Source organism: Williamsia sp. D3, assembly GCF_000506245.1.
GTDB classification, from domain to species: domain Bacteria; phylum Actinomycetota; class Actinomycetes; order Mycobacteriales; family Mycobacteriaceae; genus Williamsia; species Williamsia muralis.
This window is the reverse complement of record NZ_AYTE01000026.1, coordinates 16953-38262: the sequence shown is the minus strand read 5'-3', so window position 1 is coordinate 38262 and position 21310 is coordinate 16953. Positions and strand designations below refer to the sequence as shown.

The 21310-nt window shown below is 63.9% G+C and carries 20 protein-coding genes; 13 read left to right on the top strand and 7 right to left on the bottom strand.

The window, feature by feature from the left end:
• Positions 1 to 46 precede the first annotated feature (46 nt).
• The 11 genes from W823_RS45300 (at position 47) to malQ (ending at position 13395) form a co-directional block, all read left to right on the top strand.
• Positions 47 to 622 (top strand): TerD family protein, encoded by a 576-nt coding sequence (locus W823_RS45300; protein WP_023959173.1) that lies wholly within the window; start codon positions 47 to 49, stop codon positions 620 to 622.
• Between the two features lie 103 nt (positions 623 to 725).
• Positions 726 to 1844, top strand: a complete 1119-nt coding sequence (locus W823_RS45295) for a DUF475 domain-containing protein (RefSeq protein WP_023959171.1) — start codon at positions 726 to 728, stop codon at positions 1842 to 1844.
• Between the two features lie 163 nt (positions 1845 to 2007).
• Positions 2008 to 3117 (top strand): ferredoxin reductase, encoded by a 1110-nt coding sequence (locus W823_RS45290; RefSeq protein WP_031332510.1) that lies wholly within the window; start codon positions 2008 to 2010, stop codon positions 3115 to 3117.
• Positions 3118 to 3152: 35 nt separating this feature from the next.
• Entirely contained in the window at positions 3153 to 4391 is a 1239-nt protein-coding gene (locus tag W823_RS45285) for an acyl-CoA desaturase (RefSeq protein ID WP_023959167.1), read from the top strand.
• A gap of 27 nt (positions 4392 to 4418) precedes the next feature.
• Complete coding sequence (locus W823_RS45280; protein WP_051406555.1) at positions 4419 to 5249, top strand: adenylate/guanylate cyclase domain-containing protein; 831 nt, start codon at positions 4419 to 4421, stop codon at positions 5247 to 5249.
• A gap of 62 nt (positions 5250 to 5311) precedes the next feature.
• Entirely contained in the window at positions 5312 to 6697 is a 1386-nt protein-coding gene (locus W823_RS45275; RefSeq protein WP_235189569.1) for a bifunctional phosphatase PAP2/diacylglycerol kinase family protein, read from the top strand.
• A 359-nt stretch (positions 6698 to 7056) separates the two neighbouring features.
• Entirely contained in the window at positions 7057 to 7446 is a 390-nt protein-coding gene (locus tag W823_RS45270) for a VOC family protein (RefSeq protein ID WP_023959162.1), read from the top strand.
• A gap of 28 nt (positions 7447 to 7474) precedes the next feature.
• Positions 7475 to 8080 (top strand): (2Fe-2S)-binding protein, encoded by a 606-nt coding sequence (locus W823_RS45265; protein WP_023959160.1) that lies wholly within the window; start codon positions 7475 to 7477, stop codon positions 8078 to 8080.
• A complete protein-coding gene (locus tag W823_RS45260; protein WP_023959157.1) occupies positions 8077 to 9075 on the top strand; it encodes a xanthine dehydrogenase family protein subunit M in 999 nt (332 codons plus the stop codon). The genes W823_RS45265 and W823_RS45260 overlap by 4 nt, the downstream gene beginning before the upstream one ends.
• On the top strand, positions 9072 to 11183 hold the full coding sequence (locus tag W823_RS45255; protein WP_023959155.1) for a xanthine dehydrogenase family protein molybdopterin-binding subunit: 2112 nt from the start codon (positions 9072 to 9074) through the stop codon (positions 11181 to 11183). The genes W823_RS45260 and W823_RS45255 overlap by 4 nt, the downstream gene beginning before the upstream one ends.
• 91 nt (positions 11184 to 11274) lie before the next feature.
• The gene (malQ, locus tag W823_RS45250; protein ID WP_031332507.1) at positions 11275 to 13395 is read left to right on the top strand and encodes a 4-alpha-glucanotransferase; all 2121 of its coding nucleotides are present in this window, start codon (positions 11275 to 11277) and stop codon (positions 13393 to 13395) included.
• A 50-nt stretch (positions 13396 to 13445) separates the two neighbouring features.
• On the opposite strand, the gene W823_RS45245 is transcribed toward malQ, so the two are convergent.
• From W823_RS45245 to W823_RS45240, 3 genes are all read right to left on the bottom strand, one after another.
• On the bottom strand, positions 13446 to 13946 hold the full coding sequence (locus W823_RS45245) for a hemerythrin domain-containing protein (protein WP_030162860.1): 501 nt from the start codon (positions 13944 to 13946) through the stop codon (positions 13446 to 13448).
• Positions 13947 to 14246: 300 nt separating this feature from the next.
• Positions 14247 to 14402, bottom strand: coding sequence for a hypothetical protein (locus W823_RS58445; protein ID WP_023959149.1), 156 nt, complete (start codon positions 14400 to 14402; stop codon positions 14247 to 14249).
• 28 nt (positions 14403 to 14430) lie between these two features.
• Positions 14431 to 15141, bottom strand: a complete 711-nt coding sequence (locus W823_RS45240) for a GAF and ANTAR domain-containing protein (protein WP_023959147.1) — start codon at positions 15139 to 15141, stop codon at positions 14431 to 14433.
• Positions 15142 to 15682: 541 nt separating this feature from the next.
• On the opposite strand from W823_RS45240, the gene W823_RS45230 reads away from it, so the two are divergent.
• The gene (locus W823_RS45230; RefSeq protein ID WP_023959143.1) at positions 15683 to 16585 is read left to right on the top strand and encodes a manganese catalase family protein; all 903 of its coding nucleotides are present in this window, start codon (positions 15683 to 15685) and stop codon (positions 16583 to 16585) included.
• A 35-nt stretch (positions 16586 to 16620) separates the two neighbouring features.
• On the opposite strand, the gene W823_RS45225 is transcribed toward W823_RS45230, so the two are convergent.
• The 4 genes from W823_RS45225 to W823_RS45210 all read right to left on the bottom strand — a co-directional run bounded on the left by W823_RS45225 (position 16621) and on the right by W823_RS45210 (position 20067).
• On the bottom strand, positions 16621 to 18111 hold the full coding sequence (locus W823_RS45225) for a Mur ligase family protein (protein ID WP_031332505.1): 1491 nt from the start codon (positions 18109 to 18111) through the stop codon (positions 16621 to 16623).
• 94 nt (positions 18112 to 18205) lie between these two features.
• Entirely contained in the window at positions 18206 to 18886 is a 681-nt protein-coding gene (locus W823_RS45220) for an IF2 family translation initiation factor (protein ID WP_023959139.1), read from the bottom strand.
• A 33-nt stretch (positions 18887 to 18919) separates the two neighbouring features.
• Positions 18920 to 19477 (bottom strand): CsbD family protein, encoded by a 558-nt coding sequence (locus W823_RS45215; protein ID WP_023959137.1) that lies wholly within the window; start codon positions 19475 to 19477, stop codon positions 18920 to 18922.
• A 146-nt stretch (positions 19478 to 19623) separates the two neighbouring features.
• Positions 19624 to 20067 (bottom strand): hypothetical protein, encoded by a 444-nt coding sequence (locus W823_RS45210; RefSeq protein WP_031332504.1) that lies wholly within the window; start codon positions 20065 to 20067, stop codon positions 19624 to 19626.
• A gap of 179 nt (positions 20068 to 20246) precedes the next feature.
• Here W823_RS45210 and W823_RS45205 point away from each other — a divergent pair, with 179 nt between their 5' ends.
• Entirely contained in the window at positions 20247 to 21305 is a 1059-nt protein-coding gene (locus W823_RS45205; RefSeq protein WP_023959133.1) for a LysR family transcriptional regulator, read from the top strand.
• Positions 21306 to 21310 lie beyond the last annotated feature (5 nt).

Sequence of the window (21310 nt, the reverse complement as noted above, 5' to 3'; positions counted from 1 at the left end):
CTGCTTCTACGAAGTTTTGGAACAACCTCACGAAAGGGTTACTGACATGGGCGTCAGCTTGAGCAAGGGTGGAAACGTCTCGTTGACCAAGGAGGCTCCGAACCTGACCGCAGTCGCGGTCGGACTCGGCTGGGACATCCGTTCCACCACCGGCACGGACTTCGACCTCGATGCCAGCGCCATCGGCGCCGGTGGCGACAAGAAGGTCGTCTCGGACCAGCACTTCGTGTTCTTCAACAACCTGCGCTCGCCCGACGGTGCGATCGAGCACACCGGGGACAACACCACCGGTGAGGGTGAGGGTGACGACGAGGTCATCAACGTCGATCTGGCTGCGATGCCCCCGAACATCGAGTCCGTGATCTTCCCCGTCTCCATCTACGATGCCGATGCCCGCTCGCAGTCCTTCGGTCAGGTTCGCAACGCCTACATCCGCGTTGTCGACCGTGCCAACGGAAACGAACTCGCCCGCTACGACCTTTCCGAGGACGCGTCCACCGAGACGGCCATGGTCTTCGGCGAGCTGTACCGCAACGGGGCCGAGTGGAAGTTCCGGGCAATCGGCCAGGGGTACGCCTCCGGTCTGGCCGGAATCGCACGCGACTACGGTGTCAACGTCTAGTTCGACTGGTCAGAACGACGCCAGAATCTGCACGCCAGCGCTATCGCGGAACCCCACGGGTCCGCGATAGCGCTGTTCATACGTAACAAAAGAAGGAGTCCGCGTGGTCATCCGCGTATTCGGGATCTCGATCGTGGTCACGCTCGTCTCGCTTGTCGTGGCGTTCCTGTACGGCGGCTGGACGGCGCTCGCACTGTGCGCGATCCTCGGCATCCTCGAGGTGTCGCTGTCCTTCGACAACGCGGTCATCAACGCCACCGTGCTGGAACGGATGAGCGAGTTCTGGCAGAAGATCTTCCTGACCATCGGCATCCTCATCGCCGTCTTCGGTATGCGCCTGGCATTCCCGCTCGTGATCGTCTGGGTCACGGCGGGGCTCAACCCCGTCGATGCATTCGATCTGGCGATGAACGTTCCCGAGGAGGGTTCGGGACAGCAGTCCTACGAGGAGATACTCACCGCCGCGCATCCTCAGATCGCAGCATTCGGCGGCATGTTCCTCTTCATGCTCTTCCTCAACTTCATCCTCGCTGACCGCGAGATCACGTGGCTGTCCTGGCTCGAGAAGCCGCTGGCCACACTGGGCAAGCTCGACCAACTGGCAGTTGTCATCGCTGGAGGCACCCTGGTCCTCGTTGCCGAGTTCCTCGCCGACGACGAGCACCGGTCCACGATCATGGTTGCCGGCGTGCTCGGCATGATCACCTACATCGCGGTCGACGGACTGGGATCGCTGTTCCACACCGAGCAGTTCGATGAGGAACATCAAGCGGCAGCAGACGGTGGCCCGTCGCAGCTGGTGAAGGCGACCGGCAAGGCCGGCTTCTTCCTGTTCCTCTACCTCGAGGTCCTCGACGCCTCGTTCTCGTTCGACGGTGTGATCGGTGCGTTCGCCATCACGGCGGATCCGATCATCATTGCCCTGGGCCTCGGTTTCATCGGCGCGATGTTCGTCCGTTCCATCACGGTCTACCTGGTGCGAGCGGGAACACTCTCCGAATACCGTTACCTCGAACACGGCGCTCACTGGGCAATCGGCGCGCTGGCGGTCATCCTGTTCGTCAGCATCGAGTACCACATCAATGAGGTCATCACCGGTCTCGTCGGTGTCGCATTCATCGGTGCGGCCGCCATCTCCAGCATTCTCGCGAACAGGCGTGAAGGCGGCGACGGAGGAGCGTCCACGAACGCAGCCGAAAAGAACGCAGTCACCACCACGTAGTCCCGTCTACGTAGTCCCGTCCACGGCCGTTTCGGATATCTACCCGGTATCCGAAACGGCCGTTTGCACGGTGTACATGTGTACACTCGAATCACATTGCACCGTCGCGGCCAATCTCGCTCTCAGCCTCCGCCACGACACCGTGCCTGCGAACGGAGTGCATGTGGATCTGCTGAAGTGGAGTAAGCGACCGGCGGCCGAGGTCGATGCAACCAAGCCTCAGGTGAACGTTTTGCGGGGGTTGGTGGCGCGCGCCACCACACCGCTGTTGCCCGACGACTACCTGCATCTGCTCAATCCGTTGTGGTCGGCTCGGGAACTGCGTGGTCGAATCGTGGCCGTTCGCAAGGAAACCGACGACACAGCCACCGTCGACATAGAGACCGGCTGGGGTTTCAGTCACCGATACAGCCCCGGACAGTACGTCGGCATCGGATTACAGGTCGAGGGCCGTTGGCACTGGCGTTCCTACTCTCTGACCTCGATCGCCGGTGACGCCAAGGTGATCTCGGTGACCATCAAGGCCAATCCTGATGGCTTCCTTTCCAGCCATCTGGTCGATGGTGTCTCGCCTGGCACCGTGATTCGCCTGGCAGCACCCAAAGGTGACTTCTCGCTACCCAATCCGCCGCCGCAGAAGATCCTGTTCGTCACCGCCGGCTCCGGCGTCACACCCGTAATGGCGATGTTGCGGGCGCTACAGCACAGAGGGGACATGCCGGACGTCGTCCACGTTCACTCGGCACCGGACCGCGAGAGTGTCATCTTCCACGACGAACTCGTTGCGCTGCAGGAGAATTCGCCTACCTACAAACTGACGATGCAGTTCACCAGGGAGAACGGCAAGGTTGACCTCGCCGACCTCACTCCGCTGGTTCCCGACTGGCGTGACCGCGAGGTCTGGGCCTGCGGTCCCGTTGCAATGCTCGACGTTGCCGAACAGGTCTGGGAGGAAGCCGGCCGCTCAGACCATCTCCACATCGAGCGTTTTGCGATCGCCCGCACCGACAAGGGCGGCGAGGGCGGTACGGTCACCTTCGCCAAATCCGGAAAGACCGCCGAAATCGACGGCGCGACAACTCTTCTCGAAGCCGGAGAAGGCCTGGACATCCAGATGCCGTTTGGCTGCCGAATGGGCATCTGCCAGTCGTGCGTGGTCCCGCTCAGTGGCGGCTACGTTCGGGATCTGCGCTCAGGAGATGAGCGTCGAGAAGGAGACCGGATCCAGACGTGCATCAGCACGGTCTCCGGTGAATGCACGCTCGACCTCTGACCTGCACATCCAGACCAACAGGAGGTATCCCACCAGTGGCGATCACCGATATCGACCGATATGCACACCTGACAGAAGCCGACGTCGACGCGCTGGGCGCGGAGTTGGACGCCATCCGGCGAGACATCGAGGAGTCTCGCGGGGAGGCCGACGCTCGGTACATCCGTCGCGCGATCGCCATCCAGCGAGGACTGGCCGTCGGTGGGCGGGCAATGCTCTTCGCGAGCAACAAGAAGCCGGCGTGGGCCGCGGGCACCGTGATGCTCGGTTTGGCGAAGATCATCGAGAACATGGAACTCGGGCACAACGTGATGCACGGGCAGTGGGACTGGATGAACGACCCGGAAATCCACTCGTCATCGTGGGAATGGGACACCACCTGCCCGAGCAGTCAATGGAAGCACTCACACAACTTCATCCATCACAAGTACACGAACATCGTGGGGATGGATGACGACGTGGGCTACGGGATCCTGCGGGTCACCCGTGACCAACCGTGGGAGTGGTGGAACATCGGAAACCCGGTGTACAACCTCGTTCTCGGCACATTCTTCGAATACGGTGTCGCGCTACACCATGTCGAGACCGAGAAGGTTCGCAAACGCGAGAAGAGCCTGCGCGAGGTGGGTCGTGACCTCCGGGTGATCGGACGCAAGGTCGGGAAACAAGCGGCCAAGGACTATCTGATCTTCCCGGCGTTGAGCGGACCGAACTGGAAACACACGATCGCGGCCAACGTCACCGCCAACTTCATCCGCAACTACTGGACCTATGCGGTCATCTTCTGTGGTCACTTCCCTGACGGGGCCGAGAAGTTCACCGTGCAGGAGTACGAAAACGAGGACCAGGCGCGGTGGTACCTGCGTCAGATGCTCGGGTCCGCCAACTTCAGGGCGGGAACATTGATGCGATTTATGAGTGGCAATCTCAGTCACCAGATCGAGCACCACCTGTTCCCCGACCTCCCCAGCAATCGGTACGAAGAGATCGGCGTCCGGGTCCGCGAGCTCTGCGACAAATACGACCTGCCGTACACCACCGGGACCTTGGGGCACCAGTACATGCTGACCTTCCGGACCATCGCGAAACTTGCGCTGCCCAATGCTCTGCTGTCTGCCAGCGCGGACGACGCACCGGAAACGGCCTCGGAACTTCGCTTCAACATCCGCGAAGGCATGCAGTCCGGGTTCGCCTCCGATGCCCAGACGGGCTCACGGCGCGGTCTGAGAACCGCTCTGCGTGAACTGCGTGAGTCAAAGGTGAAGGTGGCCTAGGACACCGGTGCACCTAGACTTCGAGCTGTGAGTAAGGCCAACCGCGGCAGCGACCGCCCTGAAGGGCAGCGACCCTCCTTGGGGCGGGTTGCTGACTTCTTGTCTCGCGCCGACAGCAACGACAACGTCCTCCGCGTCGCCCGTGCCGCACGCCGGGCGGTACCCGGCGCCAGCCCCGACGTGGACCCTGCTCGACTCAGGCACTCGGAACGAGTTGCCAGTCTGATCGCGCAGGCGCGAGGGGAGCGGGCCAGCGCAACCCGCGAGTTGGCACTGGCCGCCGTCGAGTCGTGGCAGGCGATCGTGACCCGCCGCCGCAGCGGGAAACCACGATCCGATGGCCCGGTCACCATCCTGTTCACCGATCTTGTCGGATTCTCGACGTGGGCGCTGGGTGCGGGTGACGATGCGGTGCTCGAACTCCTGCGTCAGGTCAACGACGCCAGCGCGACAGTCATCAAGCGGCGGGGCGGCATCGTCACAAAGCACCTCGGTGACGGTCTGATGGCGGTGTTCGCCGACGGTGCCGAGGCGATCGAAGCCGCACATGAGGCGGGCCTTGCCGTCAGCGCCATCACGTTGGACGGATACCGCCCGGCGTTGCGTGCCGGTCTGCACACCGGCGAGCCACGCCACGTCGGTGACGACTACTTGGGCGTCGACGTGAACATCGCCGCCCGCGTCGCCGACGCGGCGTCCGGCGGCGAGGTGCTCGCCACAGAGGCAACACTCGCAGCAACCGACCAATCCAAGTACATCAAGCGGCGCAGACGGTTTCGGGCAAAAGGAACACCAAAAGACTTGGTGGTGTACGAAGTCCTGCCCAGGTACGACGACTCGGCCGACCTGTCGCGTTGACCGCCTGACTACGTAACCGGCGAAAACATTGCGATTGCCCGGCAGCGCCATAGACTCCGAGGGTGCTCTCACCCAAAGACGCAAGGCGTACGGTGATCGCCCCCAGTTGGTCTGACACCGCTCTGCGACAGCTCACCCTGGCGGCCAACCACGGCAAGTTGTGGATGACCATCGCGGTGGTGATGTCGCTGATCGGAAAACGACAGAGGCGCGCAGGTCTGCGCGGCCTCGGCTCACTTGCCGGCGCCAGCCTGGTGTCCAACACCGTTCTCAAGCCGCTGATCGGGCGGCGTAGGCCGACGTTGGACCCCGCCCATCCGCATCCGCTGGTTCGGATGCCGTGGACGTCCTCGTTTCCCAGCGGACACAGCGCTTCGGCCGCAGCGTTCGCCGTCGGCGCAGCACTCGAGCGCCCCCGGACCGCTGCCGTGCTGTTCCCGCTGGCAGCCGCGGTCGGGTACTCACGTGTGCATGTCGGTGTTCACTACCCGAGTGACGTGATCGCCGGGGCGGCCATCGGCGGCGGTGTCGCCCTGGCCGGTCAGCGTTTGTGGCCGGCGGTCCCCACCACAGCTGCGCAGACGGGTCCCGGGTCGGCTCCTGCGCTGCCGCGAGGTGCGGGGCTGACCGTTGTCCTCAATTCGGAGTCCGGGTCATCGGCAGGCGCTGACACTCGCATCCTCGCTCTCTTACCCGATGCGAAGATCGTGCACTGGGATCCCGATTACCCACTTGACGAACAGATCTCAGACGACTCCCGGGCGCTGGGAGTGGCCGGGGGAGACGGAACGGCCGCCACCGTGGCGCAGATCGCCATCGACAGAGATCTCCCTCTCGCGGTGTTCCCTGCCGGCACCCTGAACCATTTTGCTCGCGCGCTGAGCCTCGAGACGTACGCCGATACCGCAAGGGCAGTGGTCGCCGGCTCGGCAGGCACAGTCGATGTCGGACGAATCAATGGCTGCCTGTTCTTGAACACCGCGGGCCTGGGCGGATATCCGGAGATGGTGCGGCTTCGTGAGCGGTTGGAGCGCCGGATCGGCAAATGGCCCGCCGCCGCCGTGGCCTTGTTTCGGGCATTACGCGGCCACAAACCGCTTGATCTCGTCATCAACGGCAAGCGCCGTTCGGTCTGGGCGATCTTCATCGGCAACGGGGAATACCGCCCCCGCGGACTCACCCCGTCGAATCGATCGAGCCTTGCCGACGGCGTCCTCGACGTCCAATACCTGCGGGCCGACCGCCGTCTCGGCCGGACGACTGCCATCGCCGCATCACTGTTCGGCACTGTCGAGCGGGCTCGCGTGCTCGGCGCGATCCAAGCCGATCATCTGGTGATCGAGTCCCACACGGGACCGATCCTCACCGCCCACGACGGCGAGGTCACCGGACCGGTCGACCACATCGATCTGGACCTGGATCCGCTGGCGCTCACCGTCTACCGCTGACCGGGCTCGACGTACGGACCCGACGGTCCGATCTGCCGTTCAGATGATCGTCGGACCCGGGGAAGGATCGGGATTCGGCGGCTGCGGCGAGGGAGACGGCACCGGGTCCGGCGTCGGAAGCGGGGGTTCTGGCGACGGCACCGGAGGTGTGGGCGGCTCGGTCCCCGGTTCGGGAATCGGTCGGTCCGGGGCGGGAATCGGTTGTCCCATGGTCGGACTCCTCAGGGTTGTTCGATCAGGTCGGACGAACACAACGTTGCTTCGCCCGTTTGTCTCACCCTTCCATCAATACCAGCCCGTCCATCGCCATCGGGGTATGCACCATTCGGGGAACCGGTACGGTCCGGTAGACATATCCCATGGAGGTACTCAGCGGTCGAGTCATCGTGCAGCCGTCCGACCCCGAAGCGGCTGTCCGATTCTACCGGGATCAGCTGGGTCTGGCGATCGCACGGGAGTACCCCGGCGGCGTTGTCTTCCACGCGGGTACCGCCCTCATCGAAGTCGCGGCACACATGGGCGGAGGCGACAAACCGCCACCGGGCTGCGTCCTGTGGTTGCAGGTCCGCGACATCGCCGGCACGAGGTCGGAGTTGGAAGGTCGGGGCGTCGCGATCCTCCGCGAAGCGCGCACCGAGCCGTGGGGACTGGTGGAGATGCACATCGCCGACCCGGACGGACTGAAGATCATCATCGTCGAGGTACCCGCAGACCACCCGTTGAGACGGGATACGCGCACCGACAAATGAGGTGGCCGGCGCCATTCGAGAACTGTTTATGCCCAGTTGCGCGTGGGTAGACCATCCCAATGGACGACCAGCCTCATCGTGCCATCATTCCTCCGACAACTCGCTCGAAACGATAACCCTGAACGTCAACGGCCGCGATCTTGACGTGCAATGCGATTCGCGCTCAACGCTTTTGGATGCACTACGCGACAACCTCGCCCTGACGGGCTCGAAGAAGGGTTGCGATCGTGGTCAATGCGGAGCCTGTACGGTTCTGATCGATGAGCGCCGGGTGGTGAGCTGCCTGATCTTTGCCGTGGCGGCGCAGAACCGTCGCATCACCACCATCGAGGGCATCGCCGACCTCGAGTCCGGAACCGATCTGCAGCAGGCGTTTGTCGACCACGACGGGTTCCAGTGCGGCTACTGCACTCCCGGGCAGATCTGCTCGGCCGTCGGCATGCTCGACGAAGCCAAACGCGGGTGGCCCAGCGCGGTGACACCGACGTCCGGAGCGGACGACGGTGTGCTCGACGACGACGAGATCCGCGAGCGGTTGAGCGGCAACATCTGCCGGTGTGGCGCCTACGTCAACATCCTGGCCGCTGTGCGCTCCGTCGCCGGAGACGTTCTCGCCGAGCAGGACGCATCATGAGAACCTTCGCGTACACAGCGCCTCAGAACACAGACGAGGCGATGCTGCGTCTCGGGTCCGATCCCGGCGCACGAATACTCGCCGGTGGCACCAACCTCGTCGACCTCATGAAACTGGGTGTTGTCGCGCCAACCACCCTGGTCGACATCGGGGGACTCTCACTCGACGACGTGACCATCACCGAGACCGGAGCACTCCGCATCGGCGCAAACGTTCCCAACAGTGATCTCGCTGCCCACCCGCTCGTACGGTCGCGGTATCCGGTGCTGTCGCAGGCGCTGCTGGCCGGCGCGTCGGGACAACTCCGCAACATGGCGACCACCGGGGGCAACCTGTTCCAGCGCACCCGGTGCCCCTATTTCATGGACCCGGGAAAGGCGTGTAACAAACGAGAACCGGGTACGGGCTGTTCGGCCGTCAACGGCCTCAACCGCGACATGGCGATCCTGGGTGCGTCCGACAAGTGCGTTGCGACGCATCCCTCGGACATGGCCGTGGCAATGGCGGTCCTGGAGCCGGATCTCGATGTACTCGGTCCGGCCGGACCGCGCTCGGTTGCCTTCGACGACCTCTACCGGCTGCCGGGCGAGCAGCCACAGCTGGACACGACCTTGGACCGAGACGACCTGGTCACCTCGCTGACCATCCCGGACAACCCGGCCGCGCAATTCTCGACTTATCGCAAAGTCCGCGATCGCGCCTCGTTCGCGTTCGCGCTCGTGTCGGTTGCCGCAATTCTCGACGTCGAGGACGGGGTTGTCACCGACGTGCGGATCGCGCTGGGCGGAGTGGCACACAAGCCCTGGCGCGCTCGGCGAGCGGAGGAGGAGCTGCGGGGGAAGGCCGTCGACCGCGCCGAGTTCGCCCGCGCTGTGGATGCCGAGCTCTCCGACGCGAAACCGTTGTCTTCCAACGGCTTCAAGATCCCGCTGGTGCGCTCTGTGGTGACCCAGGCCTTGATGGGTCTGGTCGATGAGCAGGAGGCATCGCGATGACCTCTCTCGGAACCGCGCGCGCTCGGATAGAAGCCCAGGACAAGGTGGGGGGCACGGCGCACTACACCGCCGACCGCGTGCCACCTGGTCAGCAGGTCGTCCACTGCGTGCACGTCGGCGCGCAGATCAACCTCGGCCGGGTGACAGGCGTGGACGACGGCGCCGCCATGCAGATGCCAGGGGTGTTGGGCGTGATGTGGCATGGGAACGCTCCGCGGCTGGGTGAATCGGAGGACGCCGAGCTCCACGTACTGCAGGGACCGGACGTGCACTACCGAGGGCAGATCGTGGCGGCAGTCATCGCGATTTCCGTCGAGCAGGCGCGCGCTGCCGCCGAGTCGCTCGACATCGACTACGAGCAGGCCGAGGGTTTCGACAACATCCTGCACGCCACCCACCCGGCGCGGTACACACCCGATGAGGTCAATGCGGGATTCCCTGCCGAGGCACGCCGCGGGGATCCCGAGGGAGCCATCGCAAATGCCGACCATGTGATCGACAACTGGTACTCCACCCCCGCGATGCACAACGCACCGATGGAGCCGCACGCCACCATTGCGAGCTGGGAACAGACCAACGACAGAGAGACCCTGACCGTCTGGGACTCGACGCAGGCGCCTTCGGGTGTGCAGGGCGACCTGGCGACCATGTTCGATGTCGAGTCCGACAACGTCCGCGTCATCGCCGAGCATGTCGGGGGAGGGTTCGGCGGCAAGGGGAGCACCAGGCCCAACGCCGTTCTCGCTGCCATGGCCGCCAGGTTCGTCGGCCGGCCGGTCCGGGTTGTGCTTCCCCGATCGGCAACGTTTGCCTTTGTCGGCTACCGGACGCCCACGTTCTCCCGGGTTGCCCTGGGCGCCGATGGGAAAGGCAACCTCGAGGTCGTCTGTCATGACACCGTGCAACAGACATCGAAGATCGTCGAGTTCGTCGAACAGACCGCCGAGGCTACGCGCCACATCTACGACACCGAGCACATCAGAACCACCCACGAAGTGGCAGCACTGGACGTGTCGACCCCGCGGTGGATGCGCGCACCCGGCGAATCTCCCGGTATCTACGCGCTCGAGTCGGCGGTGGACGAACTCGCTCATGAACTGGGGCTCGACCCGATCGACTTGCGTACCCGCAACGAACCCGACGTCGATCCGGCGACGGGGACCGCTTTCAGTTCCCGGAACGTGGTGTCGGTGTTACGACAAGGCGCGGACCAGTTCGGCTGGGAGCGGCGTGATCCCACACCCGGCAGCATTCGGCGGGGACGCACACTGGTGGGGATGGGTGTGGCACTGGCGTCATATCCGACGATGACCTCGCCGAGTACGGCACTGGCGGCCGCTCAACCCGATGGCAGTTTCGACGTGTCGGTGGCCGCGTCGGACATCGGGACCGGCGCTCGTACCGTGCTGACCCAGATCGCTGCAGACGCACTCCAAGTGCAGGGGGACAGGGTGCGACTTCACCTGGGGGACAGTGCACTCCCGAAGGCGCCGGGCGCCGGCGGGTCGGCGGGCACGTCGTCCTGGGGATTCGCTGTCCACAAGGCGTGTGAAGACCTGCGCGAGAACATCGGGAGCGGGCCGGTCGACCGCCCCGTCGAGCACTTCGCCGACACCACCGCCGACGTCGAAGCCGCCTCGGATCTCCATCGTGAGGCGTTCGGTGCGCACTTCGCGGAGGTCGCGGTCGACGTGGACACCGGCGAGGTGACGGTTGATCGCATGCTCGGCGTGTTCGCGGTCGGCAAGGTCCTGAACCCACGGCTGGCCCGCTCCCAACTCATCGGCGGAATGACCTTCGGTCTGGGGATGGCTCTGATGGAAGAAGGACATCCGGACGCGCAGTACGGCGGTTTCGGGAACGAGAACCTCGCGGACTACCACGTGCCGTCGCACGCAGATGTGCGAGACATCGAGGCCGTCTGGATCGAGGAGGTGGACGACAACATCAATCCCATGGGCAGCAAGGGCATCGGCGAGATCGGCAACGTCGGTTCGGCGGCCGCCATCGCCAACGCCGTCTTCAATGCAACAGGAGTACGCGTGCGGGACCTGCCCGTGCGCCCGGACAAGATTGTGGAGCAACTTGACCCGCGATACCGCGACTGAAGCGAACACCGTCGGCAGCGACCAGGACAAGACTGCTGAGGGCACGCCGGTGGGCGAGCGGGGACCTGTGAAACCTGGCAGCATCGGCGCGGTGGGTTACGCCGAGCAGTTGAGAACTCTGGCCGATCGTTGTGGCGTTGCCACGTCGTATGAGGGCTGGGACAAAGAACGCCGCGACGTCAGCGACGACACACTGCGGCATATCCTGACCGCCCTGGGTGTGGCGTCGGGCTCGGAGAGCGAGATCCGTCGATCCCTTGAGGATCTCGATGAAGCACCGTGGCGTCAGATCCTGCCGCCTGTAGTCGTCATGGTCGAAGACGAGGTTGTCCCTGTTCCCGTCCACGTGCCCCACGGAGACCCGGTCTCGGTGTGGGTGGTCACCGAGGATGGCGAGCGACTCGACGCTCCACAGCTGGACATCTGGGTGGATCCGAGGGAAATCGACGGCGAAATGATCGGTCGCGCAACGTTTGCCGTGCCGAATGGGTTGCCGACCGGGTGGCACACCCTGCACGCAGAGGTGGGCACCGGCACGCTGGCGCAGACCACGCTCGCGGTGACGCCCAAGCGTCTGACAACGGCCGAGAAGCTGGGAGCCCAGCAACGGTGGGGCCTGACGACGCAGCTGTACTCGGTGCGGTCCGAACGGTCGTGGGGAATCGGGGATCTGTCCGATTTGGCCGACATCGCTTACATCGCAGGTTCTGTGCACGGCGCGGACTTCGTCTTGGCCAATCCACTGCACGCCGCACAACCGCAGCCCCCGCTCGAGACGTCCCCGTATCTGCCGACAACCCGGCGGTTCGTCAATCCCATCTACATCAGGGTGGAGGACATCCCGGAAGCAGCGCGCCTCCCCGATGTCGAGTATCAAGCCATGCGGCAGTTCGCCGACAAGTACTCACGATGGAACCGAGACGCCGGCAAGATCCGCCGCAATTCTGTGTACCGATCCAAACTCGAAGTGCTGGAGACCATTCACGCGGTGCCGCTGAGCCCGCGCAGACGTGGCGAGTTCGACCGCTACCTCGAGGAGGAAGGCGAAGGCCTCCTCGGTTTCGCCACATGGTGCGCGCTCGTCGAGAAATACGGTGCCGACAGTCCGAAATGGGGTAAGTCGCTGAGGGATCCGGCACGGGTTGCCGAGCTCCGCGAGAAACTGGCCGACCGGATCGCCTTCTACAGTTGGCTGCAATGGATCTGTGACGAGCAACTCGCCACCGCACAGACGACGGCGGTCGCTGCCGGTATGGACATCGGCATCATCCACGACCTCGCGGTGGGAGTTCAGCACGGCGGCGCCGACGTCTGGGCACTCGGAGACGCTCTGACGCCTCGTGTGTCGGTTGGCGCCCCGCCTGACGCGTTCAATCAGCAGGGCCAGCTGTGGAACCAACCGCCTTGGCACCCATGGAAGTTGGCGGAACAAGGCTACCTCCCGTTCCGCGACATGCTCCGAACAGTCCTGCGGCGTGCCGGGGGTTTGCGCATCGACCACATCCTGGGTTTGTTCCGGCTGTGGTGGATTCCCGAAGGCGAGTCGCCGGCAGCAGGTGCGTACGTGCACTACGACTACGAGGCCCTCATCGGAGTTCTCGTTCTCGAAGCCGAACGGGCCGGAGCGGTGGTGATCGGCGAAGACCTCGGAGTGTTCGAACCGATCGTGCAGGACTACCTGAGTGAGCGTGGCGTCCTCGGCACATCCATTCTCTGGTTCGAACACGGTCCGGATGCACCCGTTCCCCCCGAGGAGTACCGGCGTCTGTGCCTGACCTCGGTCACCACACACGACCTGCCGCCGACCGCCGGCTATCTCGCAGCTGAACACATCAGGCTGCGGTCCGAACTCGGCCTGCTGGAGCAGGACGAGGCTACCGAGCGCGCGAACGACGCCCGCGACCGTGAGGCCATCCTCGACGTCGCCAGAGAGCGGGGGTTGCTGCCAACCGATGCAGATGAGGAGCAGACGGTGGCTGCCCTGCACTCGCTCATCACACGCAGCCCGTCTCTGCTGCTCGGTGTCGCACTCACCGATGCGGTCGGTGAGCGACGCATCCAGAACCAGCCGGGCACCGACTCGAGCCAGTACGCGAACTGGTCGGTTCCGCTGGCCGACGGGGACGGCAAGGCGGTGCTGGTGGATGACTTGGCAGAGCACCCGCGTTTCACCCGTCTCGTGCGGTCCCTGCGCCACACTGCCGCCGACTGAACAGGCGCCGGCCACCGACTCGTCGGTCGGTGGCCGGAGCCGTTGGCGCGTTACTTGATGACGGCGTCGATCGTCTTCTTGAGAGCCGAAGGCTGCGCCGGACTACGCGGTGCCTTCTTCTTGAGCTCGAGCAGATGCTCGCCCAGCTCCTGGAGTTCCTTGCGCCCCAATGCCTCTCGGACCTTGGGAAACCACTCTGATTCCTCTTCGTCGATGTGGTGCTCGACGTTCTCGATCAGTACGGTTGTCTTGGCATCGAACCGCTCGCTGTCGGGGCTCAGGGCGGCGAGTTCCATCACCAACACGTCCGCGACGTGGTGCTCCTCGTAGGACTCGAGGATGTCGTCTTCGACATCAGGCACGCGCTTGCGCACATCGGGGTACATGCCCTCGTTCTCGATGTACGTGTGAACGGTGAGGGCCTCGATGATCTTGTTGACGATGTCGCCCTTCTTCTTTGTCGCGCCCTCACCGGCGGCGCGGAATTCTCGGAAGAGCTTCTTGATGTCTTTGTGGTCCTGCTTGAGAATGACGATCGCATCTGTGGACATGATCACTCCAGTTGTTGGTCGACGTGGCACGCCGTCCTCGGGGCTGCGTGAACGACGTATCGATGAGCGCCCGAAAGCGCTTACTGCACTGGGTCTGCCACGGCACAGCCGAGTCTTCTTCCCGGTGTCCGCCGCCTGAGCTTAGCCGTCGCCGGGCACCGTTTGAGTGGTCTTCGCGATCACCCACCCGGCCAATCCACGCGGACGGAACAGGGCACTGCCCAAGCGCGGCAACAGCAATCGTGGCGGTTGTAGCGAATGTCAGCCACTCGGCTTCCTGGACCGCCGCGCGTATGAGGGTCAGTCGTCGTTGTCTTCGCCGTCGCGATGGACCAGTTCGGGAGTCACCTCGCGCGTTGCCATGCCGCCCGAGCCACCCTCGTCGACAGGCCCGGGTCGTCCACCCTTGGGCTCCTCGACTTTGCTTTCTTCCGGCTTCTTCTTGTTGTCGGTCATTGTTCGATCCTATGTGTGGGCGTCGGCTTCACTGCTTCGGCGGATGGTCTTTGTGGACCAGATCAGCTGCTAATCGGGCAAGGGGAGTGTTCGTGTCCTGCGACAATTTGCGGAGCAATTCGAAAGCTCGCACGGCATCGATGTCGAAACGCTCCATGATCATGCCCTTTGCCTGGCCGATGATGTCGCGACTGGCCAGAGCGCTCATGAACTGCGAACCCCGTTCGGTCGCGGCCCACGCCACCGCGGCATGTGCTGCATAGACCTGGCCGATTTCCTCGGATTCTTCGGTGAACGCGAGCGGGGCGCGCGAGTAGAGCGTCAACGAACCCAGCGTCTCGCTGTGTGTGTACAGCCGGAAAGACATGAGCGAACGAAAGGGAGTGAGCGCGACCGCGTCTGCCGCGTAGGCCGGCCAGCGAGTCTCAGAAGTGAGGTCGTTGACCCGGACGACGGGCTGGTCCCAGGCGGCGACCAGGCACGGCCCCTGTCCGTGCTTGATCTGAATATCGTTGTGCAGCTCGGCAATCGGGTCCGTCGCTACCTGAGTGGTCAAGGTATCCCGGTTGGTTGTGACAGTGATGCCGGCATACTCGGCACCGGGCACGTTCGACACCGCACCCTCGGCGACGTTTGCCAGCACGGCCTGCAGATCACGTTGTTCGCTGGCGTGAAGTTGCCGGGCCAACTCCGCAATGGCCGCATGGACACTCCGTGCGCCGTCAGTTTGGTTGGTCATGGTCGCCTCCTTGGGCCATCTGGCGGTCGAGCAGGTGTTTGTTGTACGTCGTCGATCTCTGTCGCCCCGCCGCAGACGGCCCGGTCTGCCGATTCGGCATCGAGCCGTCACCGGCCAAACCCCGGAGATTGCAGATGCTTAGTCGGAGTTGATGTTTCGCTCGAAGCAGGCATCCGCATCGTCTCCCGGGCACCACGCGCGGGCAAGCAACGCCAGGTTTAGACCATGCTCACGATCACTTCACCGTACCGCCGCCGACTCGAAGTAGTCGCATTCTCGGTGTCGGAGATCGGCTGGTTTGACTGCATCTGTAGCCGGGTACCGAGATTGCAGCGGTTGTTCATGTTCGGTTGCGCAGCAGACGGCCGCCAGGTGGTGTTCGACGCAACCCGGAGTCGAGAAACGAGCATGGCCGGGCATCGCCGCAAGGTCGGGTTCACCAGACGCCTCATGCGTTGTGTCGGGGTCGGTACTTCGGTATCGACCCGTGAGGCCTGTGCCTTGCAATCAGGAACCCCAGATTCCGATTGAAAGAGGACTCATGTTCAAACACACCGATTACCTGCAATTCGACGTCAAACCAGAGAAGCCGGACCCGGTCTACGCCCACAAACTGCAGGAACTCATCGGCGGCGCGTTCGGTGAGATGACAGTGACCATGCAGTATCTCTTCCAGGGCTGGAACTGTCGCATGGAGGGCAAGTACAAGGACCTCATCATGGACATCGCCACCGAGGAGATCGGTCACGTCGAGATGTTGGCGGTCATGGTCGCGCGCCTTCTCGAAGGCGCGCCGGCCACGGAGTCCAGCAAGGCCGCCGGGGGCGACCCCGTTGTTGCCGCGGTGATGGGCGGGATGGATCCGCAGCAGGCTATTGTCGCCGGCGGCGGAGCACTTCCCGCCGACAGTAACGGTTACCCCTGGAACGGTCGCTATGTCATTGCAAGCGGCAACCTGCTCGCCGACTTCCGCGCCAACGTCACCGCCGAATCACAGGGTCGTCTCCAGACGGCACGCCTCTACAACATGACCGACGACCCAGGCGTCAAAGCCATGCTGAAGTTCAATCTGGCTCGCGATACACATCATCAGAACCTCTGGCTGGCGGCGATCGAGGAATTGCAGGCAGATGGTCTGGCCAGTGTGGTCGCACCCGATGCCCTTCTCGATGAGGAGTACGCGGAGCACGCCACCGATTTGTGGCATCTGTCGGACGGAGAGTTCTCATCGACCGGAGGGTGGGCGAATCGCACTGCGCCGGATGGCATTCACCAGATGGGCTTCCTCGCCGACCCTCAACCGCTCGGCAACAAGGCGTCCACCCCGCCGCCGGATCCGAAGCTGTACGCGACGTACGACGGTTCGAAGGGCACTCCGCAGAACGCAGAGCTGGGCACCGAAAAAGGTGTCATGGGCAAGTTGAAGGACGCGATCCCGGACTGATCAGGGGATCGCCTGTCTCAGCAGCTGCCGGCCGGTCATCCGGTCGGCAGCTGCGTGCTCGGTGGGTGATGACGCAGAATTGCAGCGCGCACCACCGATCGATCATCGAAGGGTTGACTTCTCTCACCAGAGACGATGGTGGGGGAGTGACCACGCCCGGCCACCACCACGACGTCGCCTTTCTCTGCGAGGCCGATGGCAAGGTCGATTGCTGCGGCACGGCCGGGTTGCTCGACGACGTGGGCGGCACGAGCTGCCCGGGCTCCGGCGACCACGGGGGCGCGCAGCTCAGCAGGGTCTTCCGAATAGGAACTTTCGTCGGTGATCACCACGATGTCTGCCATGCCGCCGGCGGTGAAGCCGAGCGGAAACCGTTTGCCGGGATCTCGGTCACCGGTCGCCCCGATCACTGCGATGACCCGCCGCGACGTCAAGGACCTGAGGAATGGAAAAACGGTGCGCTGGCCTGCGGCGTTGTGCATGTAGTCGACGAACGCCAGGAACGGCTGTCCCGCATCGACGGGTTCGAGCCGACCCGGTATGCCGCTGAGTGCCTCGACTCCGCGAATCGCGGAGACGATGTTGTTCCCGGTGGCCGCGACCGCCGCGATCGCCGCCAACGCATTGTCCGCCTGTGCAGATCCCATCAGCTGGAGATTCACAGCGAAACGGCCGTAGGGGCTGTGCAGGGTGAAGGCGGTTCCGCGCGCGTGGGCTTGCACCTCCGCCGCGAAGAAGTCGGCTGCTGGATCGGCAGTGGACACACTGACCATATCGATAGCGATCTGGGCGGCGAGTCGACTGCCGTACGCGTCGTCGATGTTGATCACACCCAACCGGCACCGCTCGGCGCGAAAGAGTGAAGCCTTGACCCTGAAGTACTCGTCCATATTCGGATGGAAGTCGAGATGGTCCGGGGAGAGGTTGGTGAAGACGCCGGCACGCAGGTATGTGCCATCAACCCTGCCATACGCCAACCCGTGACTCGAGGCCTCGAACGCCACCGCGTCGACGCCTTGGTCACGAAACGATGCGAGCGTCTCCTGCAGTGACGGCGCTTCGGGGGTGGTTAGGAGCCCGGGATGGTTTGTCCGCGGACCTCGGACGACAACACCCGTGATGAGCCCGGTGGTGCGATGGCCCTCGGCAAGTGCGGCATCGAGCAGGTAGGCAACCGACGTCTTACCGTTCGTACCGGTTACGCCGTAGACGTCCATGTCGCGTGAGGGGTTTCCGTAGACAGCCGAGGCGAGTGGACCGAGCACCGCCCGCGGTCTGTCCACCACCAGCGCGGGCAAGATCGATGTGGGCACATCGCTGACCACGGCGACGGCCCCTCGCCTGGCGGCTTCGCCGACGAAGTCAATTCCGTGGAATCGGTCACCGGGCAACGCCACATAGATGTCGCCCGGCCGTACCTGCCTCGAATCGACACTGACGCCAGAGGCGAGAAGCTCTGGCGTCAGTGGGTCGTCTTCGATAGTCACGGGCACATGGAGGAATTCCGCCACGTCCCCGATCGTCATGTAGTTGTGCGTGTGCCGACCATTTCGGCCGGGTTCGGGCTCACGCGCCTTGATCATCTACTCGGTGACCTGCGCCGTGAGCCCGGGACCACACTCAGTTCTTGTTGTTGGCGCGCTCGGCCTGCCGCTTCGACTTCTCGACATCGGCCAGCTCCTCGACACGATCAGCCTTCGCACGCTTGCTCTCGGCGTCGTCGCGTTTGGACGCGGCGTCCTGGGCCTTTGCCTTCGCGGCTGCTGTCGCCTTGTCCTCATCAGCCTTGATCTTTGCCTGCTCGTCGCGCTTTGCGGCCTCGGCCGCTTGTGTGCGTTTGGCGGCCAGCTCGTCTGCCTGCTGCTTGGCCTTGGCGGTCCGTTCCTGAGCAGCCTTTTCCGCCGCCTGCTTGCGTTCAGCGGCTGATTGCTCTGCCTCTCGGATCTCGCGCTGCTTGTTCTCGCGAGCCTGCTTCTGTTCGTTGATGGCGTTGTCCCGCTTGGCCTTCAGCTCAGCGTCGGCCTGCTGACGCTTGCGCGTCGCCTCTTCGTCGAGCTGTGCCGCCTGGCCCAGCTTCTCGCTGCGCTCGGTCAACGCCGAACCCCGCCTCTCGAGGGTCGGATCACCGAGCAGACCGCCGACCGTGGAATCGAGCACTCCGAGTGAACGCTCGTAGAGCAGGCGTGCGGGTGCTTCGGAGTCGAGCCGTGAGAAGACCCGGTCCTCGATCAACTGCAACGGGAATCGGGCGATCTTGTACTGCACGCGTAGTACTGCGAACGGAACTTGGATGACGTTCATGGTTGTACTCCTGGGTCTGATGAGCGCGATGCTCTAAGAAAGGTCTGCCTGATCGGTGAGGCTGTCGGCCTGACGGCGGATTCGATCGGCCTCTGCCTGTGCGTCAGATGCCTCCTTGACCGACTCCTGATGCTCATCGGCCGCCTCGACCACATCATCGGCAGCATCAGCGAGCTCGGCGCGCTCCTCGGCCCTTGCCTGCTGCTCCTTGGCACGGGCGTCGAGCTCGGCCTGGGTCTGTTCGACCGCCACCTTCTTTTGCTCCTGCTGTTCTGCAGCACGCTTCTGAGACTGCTGCGCCTCTTGAGCAGCGCGCTCCGCTGCCGCCGTCTCCGCGCTCACCTCGATGCGCTCTTCGGCGCTCTCGGCCCGGGCTTTCTGGGCCTGAGCCCGCGCCTGCTCGGCCTCGGCATCCGCAACGGCCTCGACACTGTTGGCTTCTTTGCGTTCCTGAGCCTGGGTCTGCTCGAGTTGGCCTTCAGCAGTCAGCGAGTCGTTGCCCGTCACGGCACCGGCAACCTCTTTGGCCTTGCCCTTGACCGAGTCGAAGAGGCCCTTGCGGGCCTGGTCGGCCTTGCTGTCCTCATTCATCTGAAAAGACTCCTTCTGGTGACATCTAGTCGAGTACTCGGTGTGAGTCTCGGTGGGTGTCTGCGGACAAGTGGTTCCCCGCGCCGGGCTGTTTGAACCGGATATGGCCCGTCATTGTGACCGGGACCACAGAATGGTTTCGCTGGTCAGGGCTTCTCTTCGTGATGGCGCCGGCCGTGGGTGCGCCGACGCTGCTTCATCTCCGCCTCGAACACATGTCGGACACCGCCTTGGAGTTCATCCCTGATCTGTTGGTCGTGCTGTCGGAACGGCGACCAGTAGTTGTCGTCGAAGTCTTCAACGATCTGGAAGGTCCACCTGTCTTCGATCACATTCCGGCCGACCATGTCTTCCTGCAGTCGGTCGGCCTGCTCATGGTGGCCGGCGTCGCGTAGTGCTTCGACCGCCTCACCGAGCAGGAGGTCGGCGTGACCCATGAGCTGGTGGAAGGAGTAAAGGTGCCCACGCGCACGATCGGCGCATTCGAGAGCTTCGGACACTTTGCCGACGGCCGACACGGTTGCATCGGTGACCCCTTCGGGCCGGCGCTGATCAAGGGATGCGGATTCACTATTTTTGACACGTGCGATCTGTACCCAGGTGCGAACGAAATATCCCACGCCCAGCTGCCGCCGCAGGTGACCGGGCACACACTGATCTCAGGTCCCGCATCGGCTTGGTTCCTTCGACACCGAGGGGGCACCTGACGTTTCACCGTGGGTCACCCGGCCTCGCTAGTCTTCCGAGCGAGTCCAGGTAAGGGGGCGCAATGGATTTTCGACATCTCAAGTCATTCATCACCCTCGCTGAAGAATTGCATTTCGGCCGGGCCGCCGCACGTCTGCATCTGTCACAGCCGTCGCTCAGTGCACAACTGCAGAAGCTGGAGAAGTCACTGGGTGTCACGCTGGTGGTCCGCACCTCACACGAGGTCCAGTTGACGTCGTCGGGTGTCGAGTTCGCCAAGCAAGCCAGAGTGGTGGTCGCACAGATGGAAAAGGCTGTCGACGTCGCGAAGTCGACAGCCGCCGGCCAGGTCGGATCCCTGAATATCGGTTACAACTTCCCGGCGAGCAGACACGTCCTGCCCGCAGCGTTGACCAGGCTCAACGAGCGGCACCCCAGGATGGCGGTGTCTCTGTGGGAAAAGCGCACGGGACCACAACTCGGCGGGCTCCAGGACGGTTCGCTCGACGTCGCACTGGTCTATGGTCGGCCGCAGCTGCCGGGATTGCGGGCCAGGTTGCTGTTGTCCAAGGTTCCCATCGTGGCCGTGGTCGGCCGCTCGCATCCGTGGGCCGGCCGGTCCAGCGTGCAATGCGCGGAGCTGGCCGCCGAACGATGCGTGCTGTTCGCCCGCGAACAGTGCCCCGCGATGTATGACGTGATAGTCGCGGCGGCGACCGAGGCAGGGGTCTCACTGACGATCGCGCAGACCTCGGACGACCCGAGTGGGACGGCGCACATGGTGGCGGTGAAACCGTATGTCGCATTCGCATCGCTGTCGCGGGCGGCGGCAGTGGGTATGGGCACCGCGGGTGCGTCCTCCGTGGCGGTCAAACTCATCGACCCGATTCCCACCATCGACCTGTACATGGTGTGGTCGGCTTCCACGGTGAACAGCGCGGTGGATGCCTTCGTCGAATGCGTCGACGAGATATGTGACGAGGACGAAACAGCCAGGCGCGCAGCCGGATCCGCCACCTCAACACAGAAGACCACGACCTCGACTAGGTCGCAGATCGCGTTGTCACGCAACGTTTCGGCCGTGACTTATGCGAAGCCGCTACTCGAGCCGGGTCACCGATCCCGACAGCCAGCTGATTGACGTCC